This is a genomic window from Streptomyces sp. NPDC054961, from assembly GCF_053609145.1.
This window is the reverse complement of record NZ_JBSGWY010000047.1, coordinates 1-14,516: the sequence shown is the minus strand read 5'-3', so window position 1 is coordinate 14,516 and position 14,516 is coordinate 1. Positions and strand designations below refer to the sequence as shown.

13 protein-coding genes are annotated in these 14,516 nt (G+C 73.7%); 11 read left to right on the top strand and 2 right to left on the bottom strand.

The window, feature by feature from the left end; translation table 11 throughout:
* The first annotated feature begins 94 nt into the window (after positions 1 to 94).
* Positions 95 to 1,396, top strand: coding sequence for a haloacid dehalogenase-like hydrolase (locus ACWF9Z_RS30820; protein ID WP_453607535.1), 1,302 nt, complete (start codon positions 95 to 97; stop codon positions 1,394 to 1,396).
* 13 nt (positions 1,397 to 1,409) lie between these two features.
* On the opposite strand, the gene ACWF9Z_RS30815 is transcribed toward ACWF9Z_RS30820, so the two are convergent.
* A complete protein-coding gene (locus tag ACWF9Z_RS30815) occupies positions 1,410 to 2,612 on the bottom strand; it encodes an amino acid deaminase/aldolase (RefSeq protein ID WP_453607532.1) in 1,203 nt (400 codons plus the stop codon).
* 332 nt (positions 2,613 to 2,944) lie between these two features.
* On the opposite strand from ACWF9Z_RS30815, the gene ACWF9Z_RS30810 reads away from it, so the two are divergent.
* The 3 genes from ACWF9Z_RS30810 to ACWF9Z_RS30800 are packed head-to-tail and all read left to right on the top strand — an operon-like array spanning position 2,945 to position 5,693.
* Positions 2,945 to 3,718, top strand: a complete 774-nt coding sequence (locus ACWF9Z_RS30810; RefSeq protein WP_453607530.1) for a hypothetical protein — start codon at positions 2,945 to 2,947, stop codon at positions 3,716 to 3,718.
* Positions 3,715 to 4,935 (top strand): type VII secretion-associated serine protease mycosin, encoded by a 1,221-nt coding sequence (mycP, locus tag ACWF9Z_RS30805; RefSeq protein WP_453607527.1) that lies wholly within the window; start codon positions 3,715 to 3,717, stop codon positions 4,933 to 4,935. The genes ACWF9Z_RS30810 and mycP overlap by 4 nt, the downstream gene beginning before the upstream one ends.
* A 2-nt stretch (positions 4,936 to 4,937) precedes the next feature.
* Positions 4,938 to 5,693, top strand: a complete 756-nt coding sequence (locus ACWF9Z_RS30800; protein WP_453607524.1) for an SseB family protein — start codon at positions 4,938 to 4,940, stop codon at positions 5,691 to 5,693.
* Positions 5,694 to 5,847: 154 nt separating this feature from the next.
* Here the strand turns inward: ACWF9Z_RS30800 and ACWF9Z_RS30795 are convergent, their stop codons facing one another.
* Positions 5,848 to 6,219 carry a DUF1844 domain-containing protein gene (locus ACWF9Z_RS30795; protein ID WP_214948115.1) on the bottom strand — a complete coding sequence of 124 codons (372 nt, stop codon included), beginning with the start codon at positions 6,217 to 6,219 and terminating at the stop codon, positions 5,848 to 5,850.
* A 323-nt stretch (positions 6,220 to 6,542) separates the two neighbouring features.
* Between ACWF9Z_RS30795 and infC the strand changes: the two genes are divergently transcribed.
* The 7 genes from infC (at position 6,543) to pheT (ending at position 14,371) form a co-directional block, all read left to right on the top strand.
* A complete protein-coding gene (infC, locus tag ACWF9Z_RS30790) occupies positions 6,543 to 7,319 on the top strand; it encodes a translation initiation factor IF-3 (protein WP_453607521.1) in 777 nt (258 codons plus the stop codon).
* A gap of 102 nt (positions 7,320 to 7,421) precedes the next feature.
* Positions 7,422 to 7,616 carry a 50S ribosomal protein L35 gene (gene rpmI, locus ACWF9Z_RS30785; protein ID WP_030157249.1) on the top strand — a complete coding sequence of 65 codons (195 nt, stop codon included), beginning with the start codon at positions 7,422 to 7,424 and terminating at the stop codon, positions 7,614 to 7,616.
* Between the two features lie 100 nt (positions 7,617 to 7,716).
* A complete protein-coding gene (rplT, locus tag ACWF9Z_RS30780; RefSeq protein ID WP_215021862.1) occupies positions 7,717 to 8,103 on the top strand; it encodes a 50S ribosomal protein L20 in 387 nt (128 codons plus the stop codon).
* 214 nt (positions 8,104 to 8,317) lie between these two features.
* On the top strand, positions 8,318 to 9,178 hold the full coding sequence (locus ACWF9Z_RS30775; RefSeq protein ID WP_453607517.1) for a TrmH family RNA methyltransferase: 861 nt from the start codon (positions 8,318 to 8,320) through the stop codon (positions 9,176 to 9,178).
* Positions 9,179 to 9,234: 56 nt separating this feature from the next.
* The gene (locus ACWF9Z_RS30770) at positions 9,235 to 10,563 is read left to right on the top strand and encodes an ATP-binding protein (RefSeq protein ID WP_453607515.1); all 1,329 of its coding nucleotides are present in this window, start codon (positions 9,235 to 9,237) and stop codon (positions 10,561 to 10,563) included.
* A gap of 152 nt (positions 10,564 to 10,715) precedes the next feature.
* Positions 10,716 to 11,843 (top strand): phenylalanine--tRNA ligase subunit alpha, encoded by a 1,128-nt coding sequence (gene pheS / locus ACWF9Z_RS30765; RefSeq protein ID WP_453607513.1) that lies wholly within the window; start codon positions 10,716 to 10,718, stop codon positions 11,841 to 11,843.
* Positions 11,843 to 14,371, top strand: a complete 2,529-nt coding sequence (gene pheT, locus ACWF9Z_RS30760; RefSeq protein ID WP_453607510.1) for a phenylalanine--tRNA ligase subunit beta — start codon at positions 11,843 to 11,845, stop codon at positions 14,369 to 14,371. Before pheS ends, pheT begins: the two co-directional genes overlap by 1 nt.
* The last annotated feature ends 145 nt before the right edge of the window (positions 14,372 to 14,516 follow it).

The window sequence follows — 14,516 nt, the reverse complement described above, 5'->3', positions numbered from 1 at the left end:
GCACCTCCCCGACCGCCGGGCGTCGCACGCCGCCCGGCTGTCGTGCTCTACCGTCCCGGACGATCTTGCAGAAGAATCAGGAGAGTTCACCCCAGTGACCCGTTCCCCCTCCGTACGGCGGCTCCAGGCCGCCGGCGCCGCCGTGGCGATAGCCGCCGGAACCCTCGTGGCCGCCGCTCCCGCCGCCCAGGCGGCCCGCCCCGGCGCCCACTGCACCACCGCGAAGCTCGCCGGCGGCTGGTACGGCGACAACCAGGCCCGCCTCCAGCAGCTCATCGACACCTACGGCACGTGCAGTCCGTACCGGCCCAGCCGTACCAAGCCCGTCGCCGTCTTCGACTGGGACAACACCGTCGTCAAGAACGACGTGGGCGACGCGCAGATGTTCTGGCTGCTGCGCAACGGCAAGATCCGTCAGCCGGCCAAGGGCGACTGGACCACCACCAGCCGCTACCTGACCCCGGCCGCGGCCAGGGCCCTGGCCGACGCCTGCGGCGCCCTCGCGAAGCCCGGCGCCCCGCTGCCCACCGGCACCCCCGAGGGCGTCGGCTGCGCCGACGAGCTGAACGCCGTCTACGGCACCGCCGCGACCCGCGCGGGCGCCCCCGCGTTCGCCGGCTGGGACCACCGGACGATCGAGCCCGCCTACGCCTGGCTGCCGCAGCTCATGCAGGGCTGGACCGCCCGCGAGATCCGCGCCTTCGCGGCCGCCGCGAAGGCCGAGAACCTGGCCGCGCCCATCGACGCCAAGCAGCAGGTCGGCAGCGGCACCGCCACCGGCTGGGTGCGCTACTACGACCAGCAGAAGGACCTCGTCAAGAGCCTGCAGAAGGCCGGCTTCGACGTCTGGATCAGCTCGGCCTCGCCGCAGCCGGTCGTCGAGGTGTGGGCCCAGGGCGTGGGCATCGACGCGTCGCACGTCATCGGCATCCGCAACACCACGACCGCGGGCGGCAGGTTCACCTCCCACCTGCAGGGCTGCGGATCCGTCGCGGACGGCGCCGACACGATGATCACGTACGTCGACGGGAAGCGCTGCTGGATCAACAAGGAGGTCTTCGGGGTCCGCGGCGCCGCGGCCGAGAAGGTCCAGCCGGCCGCCCGCCGCCAGGTGTTCGCCGCGGGCGACTCCGACACCGACGTCACGTTCCTGCGGGACGCGACCGCCCTGCGGCTCGTCGTCAACCGCAACAAGAACGAGCTGATGTGCCGCGCCTACGACGACAGCGACGGCAAGTGGATCGTGAACCCGATGTTCATCCAGCCGAAGAAGCAGAAGGCCGCGCCGTACCCGTGCGCGACCACCGGCTTCACCGGCCGCGACGGCACCCCGGGGCCCGTCCTGCGGGGCGACACCAGCGTCATCCCCGACCAGACGGACTCCGTGTTCCAGTAGGCCCCGTCACCCCTCAGAGGAAGGTGTGGCCCTCGCCCCGGTAGGTCGGGGCGGTGGCCGTCACCCGGTCGCCCTCGACGAGGTGCAACGCGTCGAACCGCTCGCACAGTTCGCCGGCCTTCGCGTGCCGGAACCAGACCCGGTCGCCGATCAGCAGATCGTCGGCCGGGCTGCCGAGCAGCGGGGTCTGCACCTCGCCGGCCCCCTCCTGCGGGTCGTAGCGCAGGCCCTGGGGCAGGTACGGAACCGGCAGCCGGTCCGGGCCGGGCGCGCCGGAGGCCGGATATCCGCCGCCGAGCACCGTGACCACCCCGACGCCGGGCCGGCGCACCACCGGCAGGGCGAACAGCGCCGCGGGACGGCCGCTGAACGAGGTGTAGTTGTCGAAGAGCCGCGGCACGTACAGCCCCGAACCGGCGGCGATCTCCGTGACCGCGTCCTCGGCGGCCGTCTGCTGGACGCTGCCGGTGCCGCCGCCGTTGACGAACTCCAGGTCCGGCACCACCGCGCGCACGGCCCGTACGGCCTCGGCCCGGCGGGCGGCCAGCTCCTTGCGGGCCGCGCCCTGCATCAGCCGGATCATCCGCGACCTCACCGGACGCCCGGCGAGCGAGTCGCCGACCCCGGCCACGTGGCCCTCGTAGCCCATCAGGCCGACGACGCGGAAGCCCGGCCGGGAGCTCACCGCACGGGCCAGCTCGGCGAGCTGGGCCGGCTCGCGCAGCGGGGAGCGGCGGGCGCCGACGCGGACCTTGCCGCCGAAGAGGTGCAGGGCGGTGTCCAGTTCCAGGCAGACCCGGATCTCCTGGGTGCCTCCGTCACGGGCCCGGTCGATCAGCTCCAGCTGCGCGACGTCATCGACCATCACGGTCACCGCCCCGGCCAGCTTCGGGTCGCCGGCCAGCTCGGCGAAGCCGGCCCGGTCGGCCGACGGGTAGGCGAGCAGCACGTCCTCGAAACCGGAGCGGGCCAGCCAGATCGACTCGCCGAGGGTGTACGACATGATCCCGGCGAACCCGGGCCGGGCGAGGACCCGTTCGAGCAGCACGCGGCACCGGACGGACTTGCTGGCCACCCGGACCGGCTTCCCGCCGGCGCGCCGTACGAGGTCGTCGGCGTTGGCGTCGAACGCTTCGAGATCCACAAGGGCGAGCGGGGCGTCGAGGTGCGCGGTGGCCCGGTCGTAGCGGGCCCGGTCGGCGGCGGGGGAGTTCATGGGCGGCAGCCTGCCAGATGGGTGTACTCGTGGGTAGGGGGTCCTCGGGGCTTCCCGGCTCCCGGCCGGCCCGCGGGGCTTCCCGGCTCCCGGCCGGGCCGGGGCCCGTGGCTGCGGGCCGGCCGGCACGGGCCCCGGCCGCCGGATGCCCGTCGTGGCCGTGGGGGCGACTCCGTGCGACTCCGTGCGGCTCCGCGCGACGCCGCGCGGCCCGGCGGTCCGCGCCGGTCCCGGCCGACGGCGGGTCAGGGGCGGGCAACCGCCGGGCGGGTGGCCGGGGGCGCGTAAAGTGGGGGCAGGCAGCCGTACGGAACGGGGGGCGGAGCCGCCGGATGAGCACGTCCACACCGCACGGCGAGGTCCTGACCGCGCCCGACCGGCCCCCCGCTCCGCCCCGACGCCGCCCCGGCAGGGTGTTCGCCGCCGTCCTGTGCGGCCTCCTCGGCTTCGGCCTGAGCGGCGCCGCGGGCTACACGGCCTTCACCCAACACCGCGCCGGACACCGGGCACCGACCGCCGGCGCCGCCTACCGCGAGGCGGCCTCCCTCTGGCGGGCCACCCCCGTCGACACCCTCTTCCCGCCCGTCCTCGACGGGGACGACGCCGGCCCGGGCGGCGCCGACCGCACGTGGACCCGCGTCGCGCTCGCCCCCGACGCCGCGTGCTCCGCCGCGCTCGCCGCCGACTGGCAGGCGCTGCTCGCCGGAGCGGGCTGCACCCGCGTGCTCCGCGCCACCTACACCGACGCCACCCGCAGTTCGCTCGTCACCGTCGGCATGGTGTTCACCCCCGCCGAGGCCCCCGCCATGAACGCGCTGCGCGGCCGGCTGACCGTCCCGCCCGGCTACGGCTTCCCCGACGACCGGCGCGCCGCCTGGACCGCCTCCGTGCTCCCCGAGGCCCCCGTCGTCGTCTACACCGTGTCCGCCTTCGCCGACGGCCGGATCCTGGACGGTCCCCGCCCCGCCGAGGAGGCGATGGCCAAGGGCGCCACCGGAGCCGTGGCCCAGGCGGGCCTCGGCCACGAGGCCAGGGCCGTCGCCGACCGTGTGGAACGCGCCGTACGGGCCCTCGCGGCGCCGCCCGCTCCGGCGGCCGGCCGATGAGCGGCTCGGTGAGCCGTCCGACGGATCCGGTGACCCCGCGGCGCGGCCGGGCCGCCGCCGCGGGCGTCGCCCTGGGCGCCCTCCTGGCCGTCGTCGCCGCGCCGCCGGCCGCCGCCGACGCCATCCGCGACCGCCAGTGGGGCCTCATCGCCCTGCGCGCCGAGGAGGCCTGGGGCACCACCCGGGGCGACGGGGTCACCGTCGCCGTCCTCGACACCGGCGTGGACGGGGCCCACCCCGACCTGGCCGGCCAGGTCCTCGAGGGCACCGACCTCGTCGGGATGGGCGCGGGCCGCGGCGACCGCGCCTGGGCCCGGCACGGCACGGCCATGGCCGGGATCATCGCCGGCCACGGGCACGGACCCAGCCGCGGGCAGGGCGTCCTCGGCGTCGCCCCCCAGGCGAAGATCCTTCCCGTCCGCGTGATCCTCGAGGAGGGCGACCCCGGCCGGAGCAAGGCCCGCGACAGCAAGGGCGGCGCGCTCTCCGAGGGCATCCGCTGGGCCGCCGACCACGGGGCCGACGTGATCAACCTGTCCCTCGGCGACGACAGCAGCTCCGCCCACCACGAGGCCGGCGAGGACGAGGCCGTGCAGTACGCCCTGGCCAAGGGCGTGGTCGTCGTCGCCTCCGCCGGCAACGGCGGCGAACAGGGGGACCACGCCTCCTACCCGGCCGCGTACCCCGGGGTCATCGCCGTCACGGCCGTCGACCGCAAGGGCAAGAAGGCCGCCTTCTCCACCCGCAACTGGTACGCCACCGTCAGCGCCCCCGGCGTGGACGTGGTCATCGCCGACCCCGACCGCTCCTACTACGAGGGCTGGGGCACCAGCGCCGCGTCCGCCTTCGTCTCCGGCGCCGTCGCCCTGGTCAAGGCCGCCCACCCGGGCCTGTCCCCGGCGCAGATCAAGAAGCTGCTGGAGGACACCGCCTCCGGTGCCCCGGCCGGCGGCCGCGACGACTCCCGCGGATTCGGCCTGGTGGACCCGGTCGCCGCCCTCCAGGTCGCCGAGGCGATGACCGGCGAGCCGCCGCTGCCCCGGCCCGCCGCGGCCGCGGGCCCCTACTTCGGCCCCGGCCCCGAGCAGCCGGCGAACCCCGAGCGCCGGGCCCGCCTCGGCGCCCCGGCGGGCGCCGCCGCGGGGCTGGCGCTGCTCGCGCTGGCCGGCGTACTGGCCCGGCGCCCGAAGCCGGCGCGGGGGGATAGGGTCGGGTAACTGTGGCGAACAAGACCGTTTCCAACAAGAACATCCCCGACCCCGGCTTCTCCGACGACGACGGCACCGCCGACCCGCGGCTGAGCGCGGCCCTGGCCGCCTGGGCCGAGGACCGGAGCAGGGAGCCGGAGGTGCTGGCCGCGCTCCGGGGCACCCGGCTGCTGGTTCCCGTCGTCGCGGTCCTCGGCGAGGTCGAGACCGACCCCGAGACCGGGCTCAGGCGCGAGAAGACCAGCGACATGGCCGTCCCCACGCTGCGGGCGGGGGACCGGCGGGCCCTGCCCGCCTTCACCTCCACCGCCTCGCTGGCCCGGTGGGACCCGGCCGCCCGCCCCGTGGCGGTCCCGCTGCACCAGGCCCTGGCCGCCGCCGCGCACGAGAAGGCCGACACCGTCGTCATCGACCTGTCCGGCCCGGTCGCCTACCAGCTGACCGGCCCCGCGCTGCTGGCCCTGGCCGAGGGCCGTGACGACTCCGGTCCGCTCGAGGACCCGGCCGTGCGCGAGGCGGTACGCGCCGTCGTGGCCGCGGAGCCCGCCGTGCTCGCGGCCCACCTGGGCCCGGGCGGCGAGGACGCCGACGGCACCCTGGCCATCGTGCTGGCCGCCGGCCCGCAGGCTCCGGCCGCCGCCCGGCGCGTGGCCGAGGCCCTGGCGGCCGACGAGACCCTGCGCGCACGCCTCGTAGGAGGACTGGACCTGGCGCTGCTCCCGCAGGGCGCTCCGGTGCCGCCCGGCGAGGCGCTGTTCACCCGCTGAGGGACACCGCGACCGCGGACGCGCGAAGGGGGCCCGAGCATCCGCTCGGGCCCCCTTCGGGCCGTTCCTGTGACGTGTACCGGATGTACCGGGCGTTACCGCGCGTCCTGTGCGCACGGCCGGTACGGGGCGCGCTCCGCGTACCCGGGGCGGGCTAGGCGTAGACGGGACCCGTGAACTTCTCGCCCGGACCCTGCCCCGGCTCGTCCTGCACCAGCGAGGCCTCGCGGAAGGCGAGCTGGAGGGACTTCAGGCCGTCGCGCAGCGGGGCGGCGTGGAAGGAGCTGATCTCGGTGGCGCTCGCGGTGACCAGCCCGGCCAGGGCGGTGATCAGCTTGCGGGCCTCGTCGAGGTCCTTGTGCTCGGAGTCGGGCTTGTCCAGGCCCAGGTTGACCGCCGCTGCGCTGAGCAGGTGGACGGCCACCGTGGTGATGACCTCGACCGCCGGCACGTCCGCGATGTCGCGGGTCATGTCGTCGTAGTCGGGGGATTCGGGAGTGGAACCGGAGGGCGTCGCGTCAGTCATGTGCACCACGATATGCGGAGCGGTGGGCTTGCAACGAGGGTGCTAGTATGTACATCGACCGGCCGGACACTCACGTGCCCGGCCAACAAGTGGAGGCTCCGATTCTCCCACCCGGCCACCCTCACGGGAGGCGGGTCACCGGTCAGGCGGTATCCATCGTTCCGTACGGACGATGGAAAGCTGCCCGATGTTGCGCCCCGCGGTTCGCACGCGAGGGTGCTCCGGTTGTATTGGAGCCCCTGCCTGTGCCCGGCGGGGCTTTTTTGATTCTCCGCCGCGGCCGGTCTGACGGAATTACGTCAGCGGCTGTCCTCCAGGCAGCCGTGTGGTGCTACCGAGGAGGATCCATCAGCACCGAGCCCCGCATCAACGACCGGATTCGCGTTCCCGAGGTACGACTTGTCGGCCCGAGCGGCGAGCAGGTCGGCATTGTGCCGCTTGCGAAGGCGCTCGAGCTCGCGCAGGAGTACGACCTCGACCTGGTCGAGGTCGCGGCGTCCGCACGCCCGCCGGTCTGCAAGCTCATGGACTACGGCAAGTTCAAGTACGAGTCGGCCATGAAGGCCCGTGAGGCGCGCAAGAACCAGGCGCACACGGTCATCAAGGAAATGAAGCTCCGGCCGAAGATCGACCCGCACGACTATGACACCAAGAAGGGTCACGTCGTCCGGTTCCTCAAGCAGGGCGACAAGGTCAAGATCACGATCATGTTCCGTGGTCGTGAGCAGTCCCGCCCGGAGCTCGGCTTCCGACTGCTCCAGCGCCTCGCGGCCGACGTCGAGGACCTGGGGTTCATCGAGTCGAACCCGAAGCAGGACGGCCGGAACATGATCATGGTTCTCGGTCCGCACAAGAAGAAGACCGAGGCGATGGCCGAAGCCCGCGAGGCGCAGGCCGCCCGCAAGGCCGAGCGCCAGGGCCTCGCCCCCACCGACGACGAGGCCCTCACCGAGGACGCCGAGTTCGAGGCCGGGGACGCTGACATCGCGGCCGCCGAGGTCACCGAGGTCGCGGAGGGCGCTTCTGACGAGGCGGCCGAAACGGCCGAGGCCGCCCCCGAAGAGGCGGACGCCTCTCCCGAGGCTCCTGCCCAGGCCTGATCCGAGGCAGCCCGTCTCGGATCACCACACAACATGACGCTCCGGTGAGCCGGCCCCCAACAGGGCCGGTGGGGGCGCCACCGACGAGGAGATAACGGCGCTATGCCGAAGAACAAGACGCACAGCGGGACCAAGAAGCGCTTCAAGATCACCGGCTCCGGCAAGGTGCTCCGCGAGCGCGCCGGCAAGCGCCACCTGCTCGAGCACAAGTCGTCCCGTGTCACCCGCCGCCTCACCGGCACCGCGGAGATGGCCCCCGGCGACGCCGCGAAGATCAAGAAGCTTCTCGGCAAGTGACGCTCTCCGCTCCCCTTCCGGGAGCGGGACGTCAAGACCGGGACCCCATCGAATTCGGGCCGTGTGAAGACAACCACGGCCCCGCTACAAGGAGTTAAAAGTGGCACGCGTCAAGCGGGCAGTAAACGCCCACAAGAAGCGCCGGGCAATCCTCGAGGCTGCCAAGGGCTACCGCGGTCAGCGTTCGCGCCTGTACCGCAAGGCCAAGGAGCAGGTCACCCACTCGCTGGTCTACAACTTCAACGACCGCAAGAAGCGCAAGGGTGACTTCCGTCAGCTGTGGATCCAGCGCATCAACGCTGCTGCCCGCCAGAACGGCATGACGTACAACCGCCTCATCCAGGGTCTGAAGGCCGCCAACATCGAGGTGGACCGCAAGATCCTCGCCGAGCTGGCCGTCAACGACGCCAACGCGTTCGCCGCGCTGGTCGAGGTCGCGCAGAAGGCCCTCCCGGCCGACGTCAACGCCCCGAAGGTCGCTGCCTAAGCAGCACGCCTTCACGGCTGCAGTATTTTGCCCGGACCCGCAGGCCTCGCGCCTGCGGGTCCGGTGCGTTGACCCGCCGGTCGCGGCGCGGCCCACCAGGCTCCAGCGCGGCCCACCAGGCTCCAGCACGTCCAGCACGTTCCACCATTTCCACCATGTTCCGCCTGTTCCACCCGTTTCGACCCGCAGTACGCACGGAAGCGAGCCGACCTCCATGGGCACCCCCGCCGAGCTGATCTCCCCCCGATCCACGCGGGTGGCCGCCGCCAGGCGACTGGCGCGCCGCAATTTCCGCACCAAGGAGCGCCGCTTCATCGCCGAGGGCCCCCAGGCCGTGCGCGAAGCCGCCGAGCACCGGGGTGCCGACGGCGAGCCCACCCTGATCGAGCTGTTCGCGACCGTCGAGGCCGCCGAGCGCTACGCCGACATCGTCGACGCCGCCCTCGCCGCGGGCGCCCGCGTCCACTACGCCTCCGACGAGGTGCTCGCCGAGGTCTCGCAGACCGTCACCCCGCAGGGCCTGGTCGGCGTCTGCCACTTCCTCGACTCGCCCTTCGAGGAGATCCTGCGGGCCGGGCCGAAGCTGGTCGCCGTCCTCGCCCACGTCCGCGACCCCGGCAACGCCGGTACGGTGCTGCGCTGCGCGGACGCCGCCGGGGCGGACGCCGTGGTGCTGACCGACGCCTCCGTGGACCTGTACAACCCCAAGTCGGTACGGGCCTCCGTGGGCTCCCTCTTCCACCTCCCGGTGGCCGTGGGCGTCCCCGTCGAGCTGGCCGTCCAGGGGCTGCGCGCCGCCGGGGTACGGATCCTGGCCGCCGACGGGGCCGGCGACGAGGACCTCGACGCCGAGCTGGACGCGGGCTCCATGGGCACCGCCTCGGCCTGGATCTTCGGCAACGAGGCCTGGGGCCTGCCCGAGGAGACCCGGGCGCTCGCCGACGCGGTGGTACGGGTCCCGATCCACGGCAAGGCCGAGAGCCTGAACCTCGCGACGGCCGCCGCCGTGTGCCTCTACGCCTCCGCGCGTGCACAGCGGGCGCCCGGAGGGTGCCGCTCCGTGACCCCCAGCTAGTAATGTGGCCGCCCGGGGGGCCCACTGTGCTACTCGGAGATGTGGGGTACGGGGACATGACCGTCGGTACGAACAGCTCGCCGGGGGCCGCGAAGGCAGCCGGCGCACCGGTCCTGGCGGCCGTGCCCCAGCAGGCCGAGCCCGCCCGGGTGCCCGCCCCGCCCGCGCGGCCCACCACCCAGCCCGGGCACGCCGTCCGGACCCCGCACACGAGCCCCCTGGGCCTCGCGGACCCCGGTGCCGGTACGGGCGCGGACCCCGGTACCGGTGCGGGCACGGGCGCCGGCCCCGGACCGGACGTCTGCGGCGAGTTCGCCGGTCTCGGGATCGATCCCGACGACCTGCCCGACGGGCTCGTGATCGCCGACGCCACCGGCCGGGTCGTCTGCTTCAACGCGGCCGCCGAGCGGATCACCGCGCTCGCGGCCGGGGGCGCGATCGGCGTGGGCATCGAACGCGCGCTCCCGCTGGAGGACCTCGAAGGCCGCCGCTGGTGGGCCATGACCGACCCCTACGGGGGCCTCGCCACCCGGCGCGGACAACCCGAGCGGAACCTGCTGCTGCCCGGCGGCCGCGAGGTGCTCGTCTCCGCCCGGTACGTGCGCACCCACCCCACCGGCCCGCTGCGCCGCCTCGTGGTCACCCTGCGGGGCACCGAGGCCCGGCGGCGCACCGAGCGCAGCCACGCCGAGCTGATCGCCACCGTCGCGCACGAACTGCGCTCCCCGCTGACCTCCGTCAAGGGGTTCACGGCGACCCTGCTCGCCAAGTGGGAGCGTTTCACCGACGACCAGAAGCGGCTGATGCTGGAGACCGTCGACGCCGACGCCAACCGCGTCACCCGGCTCATCGCGGAGCTCCTCGACATCTCCCGCATCGACTCGGGCCGCCTCGAGGTGCGCCGCCAGCCGGTCGACCTCTCCACCGCCGTCGGCCGTCACGTCCAGGCGCTCACCGCGAACGGACAGGCCCCGGAGCGGTTCCTCCTCAGCGTGAGCCGCCCGCTGCCCGATTGCTGGGCGGATCCCGACAAGATCGACCAGATCCTCGGCAACCTCCTCGAAAATGCGGTGCGGCACGGCGAGGGAACGGTCACCATCGACGTAGCGCCGACCAGCTTCGCGAACGCCGCGGGGAAGACCGAGAAGGGAACCGCCGTCACCGTGACCGATGAGGGCCCCGGAATCCCCGAGGAGTCGATGGGCCGCGTCTTCACCCGCTTCTGGCGGGGCAGCAAGCGCGGCGGCACCGGCCTGGGCCTGTACATCGTCAAGGGGATCGTGGAAGCCCACGGCGGCACCATCAGGGTCGGCCGCGGCCCCGGCGGCGGAGCCGAGTTCCGGTTTATCCTGCCCGTCGCCGCCCCGGCGTACCTCACGCAGTAGTCCTGCGGAGCGTCTCGCCAGGCGGCCCACGGGCCCCTTCACCCCCAGCGACCTTTAGACTCGACCTTTGGCACCTTTGTGTCTTTGTGCCGAGCGCGTCCTGCGCGTCACGCGGGGGACCCACCAGCCAGCCATCGGAAGTACGGGAAGAGATGTCGGCACCGAACAAGTCGTACGACCCTGTTGAGGTCGAGGCACTGAAACCGGATGAGATCGAGCGCATGCGGGACGAGGCGCTCGCCGCCTTCGCCTCCGCGGGCGACCTCGACGCTCTGCGTGAGGCGAAGACCGCGCACATGGGCGACCGCTCGCCCCTGGCGCTCGCCAACCGCGAGATCGGCGCGCTGCCGCCCCAGGCCAAGGCCGAGGCGGGCAAGCGCGTGGGCCAGGCCCGCGGCGCCGTGAACAAGGCCTTCGGGGCCCGCACGGTCGAGCTCGAGGCCGAGCGCGACGAGCGGGTGCTGGTCGAGGAGGCAGTGGACGTCACGCTGCCCTACGACCGGGTTCCCGCCGGCGCCCGGCACCCCCTGACCACGCTGATGGACCGCATCGCGGACATCTTCGTGGCCATGGGGTACGAGGTCGCGGAGGGCCCCGAGGTCGAGGCGGAGTGGTTCAACTTCGACGCCCTCAACTTCACGCCGGACCACCCGGCCCGCCAGATGCAGGACACCTTCTTCGTCCGGGGGCCGGAAGGCACCGAGGGCGACGAGTCGGGCGTCGTGCTGCGCACCCACACCTCCCCGGTGCAGGCGCGCTCGCTGCTGGAGCGCAAGCCCCCCGTCTACATCGTGTGCCCGGGGCGGGTGTACCGCACCGACGAGCTCGACGCGACGCACACCCCGGTCTTCCACCAGGTCGAGCTGCTCGCCGTGGACGAGGGCCTGACCATGGCGGACCTCAAGGGCACCATGGACCACATGGTCCAGGAGCTGTTCGGCGAGGGCACCACCACGCGCCTGCGCCCGCACTTCTTCCCCTTCACCGAGCCGTCCGCCGAGATGGACATGCAGTGCTACGTGTGCCGCGGCGAATCGGTGGGCAACCCCGACCGCCCGTGCCGCACCTGCTCCAGCGAGGGCTGGATCGAGCTCGGCGGCTGCGGCATGGTCAACCCCAAGGTGCTCGTCGCCTGCGGCGTGGACCCGGAGAAGTACAGCGGGTTCGCCTTCGGCTTCGGCATCGAGCGGATGCTGATGTTCCGCCACAACGTAGAAGACATGCGAGACATGGTCGAGGGTGACATCCGTTTCACCCGGCCGTTCGGGATGGAGATCTGATGCGGGTCCCGCTTTCTTGGCTGCGGGAGTACGTCGACCTCCCCGCCGGTGAAACCGGTCGCGACGTCGCGGCCAAGCTCGTCGACGCCGGCCTCGAGGTCGAGACCGTCGAGCAGCTCGGCGCCGGGCTCAAGGGCCCGCTCGTCGTCGGCCAGGTGCGTTCCATCGAGGAGCTCGAGGGCTTCCGCAAGCCGATCCGCTTCTGCACGGTGGACGTCGGCTCGGCGAACGGCACCGGCGAACCGCAGGAGATCGTCTGCGGCGCCCGGAACTTCTCCGTCGGCGACAAGGTCGTCGTGGTCCTGCCCGGCGCGGTGCTGCCCGGCGACTTCGCGATCGCCTCGCGCAAGACGTACGGCCGGACCTCGCACGGCATGATCTGCTCCGGCGACGAGCTGGGCATGGGCGACGACGGCACGCACGGCATCATCGTGCTGCCGCACGAGCACGAGGTCGGCACCGACGCGATCAAGCTCCTGGAGCTGATCGACGAGGTCCTCGACATCGACATCACCCCGGACCGCGGCTACTGCATGTCCATGCGCGGTGTGGCCCGCGAGGCCGCCACCGCGTACGGCCTGCCGCTGCGCGACCCGGCGCTGCTCGACGTGCCCGCGCCGAACTCGTACGGCTACGCCGTCACCATCGACGACCCGCAGGGCTGCGACCGCTTCACCGCGCGCACGGTGACCGGCCTCGACCCCGAGGCGCGCTCCCCGATCTGGCTCACGCGGCGCCTGCAGAAGGCGGGCATGCGCCCGATCTCGCTCGCCGTGGACATCACCAACTACGTGATGCTGGAGCTCGGTCAGCCGCTGCACGCCTACGACCGCTCGCGCATCGACGGCGCCATCGGCGTCCGCCGCGCCGAGCAGGGCGAGAAGTTCACCACCCTCGACGGGGTCAAGCGCACGCTCGACGCCGAGGACCTGGTGATCACCGACAACAGCGGCCCGATCGGGCTCGCCGGCGTCATGGGCGGCGCCAACACCGAGATCGCCGACTCCGTCACGGACCCGGCGACCGGCACGGTCACCGGCACCACCGACGTGGTCGTCGAGGCCGCGCACTTCGACTCCGTGTCGATCTCGCGCACCGCCCGCCGCCTCAAGCTCTCCTCCGAGGCGTCCAAGCGCTTCGAGCGGGGCGTCGACCCGCAGGCCGCCGCCGCGGCCGCGCAGCGCACCGTGGACCTGCTGGTGCTGCTCGCGGGCGGCACCGCCGAGGCCGGTGTCACCGAGCTCACCGCCCCGGGCGCGCCGCGCACCATCGCGATGAGCGCGGACCACCCCGACCGGGTCGCGGGCATGGAGTACGGCCGTGAGACCGTCGTGCGCCGCCTCCAGGAGGTCGGCTGTGACGTCTACGGCCAGGACGAGCTCGTCGTCACCACGCCCTCGTGGCGGCCCGACCTCGCCGAGCCCAACGACCTCGCCGAGGAAGTCATCCGGCTGGAGGGCTACGGGAACCTTCCCTCCACCCTCCCGCAGGTGCCCTCCGGCCGTGGTCTGACCGCCCGGCAGCAGCTGCACCGCCGGGTGGGCCGCGCGCTGGCCGGCGCGGGCTACGTCGAGGCGCTCAGCTACCCGTTCCTGGGCGAGGGCGTCTTCGACCAGCTCCAGCTGCCCGCGCACGACGCCTCCCGCCAGGTCGTCAAGCTGGTCAACCCGATCTCCGACGAGGAGCCGGCGCTGCGCACCACGCTGCTGCCGGGTCTGCTCGGCGCGCTGCGGCGCAACGACAGCCGGGGCGGTCACGACCTGGCCCTCTTCGAGACCGGCTCGGTCTTCCGGGCCGCCGCGCAGCCGGGCGTCGCCGTACGGCTGCCCGTCGACCGGCGTCCCTCGGACGAGGAGATCGCCACCCTGGACGCGGCCCTGCCCGCGCAGCCGCGCTACGCCGCGGTCGTGCTGGCCGGGGCCCGCGAGCAGGCCGGCTGGTGGGGCAAGGGCCGCCCGGCCGACTGGGCGGACGCCGTCCAGGCCGCGCGCTCGCTGGCCGTCGAGGCCGGTGCGGAGCTCGTGGTGCGCCAGGGCCAGTACGGTCCGTGGCACCCGGGCCGGTGCGCCGAGCTGCTCGTCACCCTCGACGGGGTGGAGACGGTCATCGGCCACGCCGGTGAGCTGCACCCGCGCGTGGTCAAGGCGATGGGCCTGCCGGCCCGTACCAGCGCCATGGAGCTCGACCTGGACCGCCTCGCGGCGGCCGGCGGCGAGGCCCTGCAGGCGCCCCGGATCTCCTCCTTCCCGGTGGCGACCCAGGACGTCGCGCTGATCGTCGACGCGTCCGTCCCGGCCGCCACGGTCGAGGCGGCGCTGCGCAAGGGCGCCGGCGAACTGCTGGAGTCGCTGCGCCTGTTCGACGTCTTCGAGGGCGAGCAGGTGGGCGAGGGCAAGAAGTCCCTGGCCTACGCGCTGCGCTTCCGGGCGACGGACCGGACGCTGACGGCCGAGGAGTCGACGGCGGCCCGTGACGCGGCGGTCGCCCTGGCGGGCGAGCGCACGGGCGCGGTGCTGCGCGGAGCGTAGCCGCTGCCGCGGTGCGTTGTACGGGTGAGGGGCGGGTCGCCTGGGACCCCCCCCGCACCCGGAACTTCCGGGCTGTCACAGCCGGCCCCGCATGCGGTGGAGTGGTGTGTGGTGGGGGGCGGCCCCGCGGGGGGGGGGGGGGGGC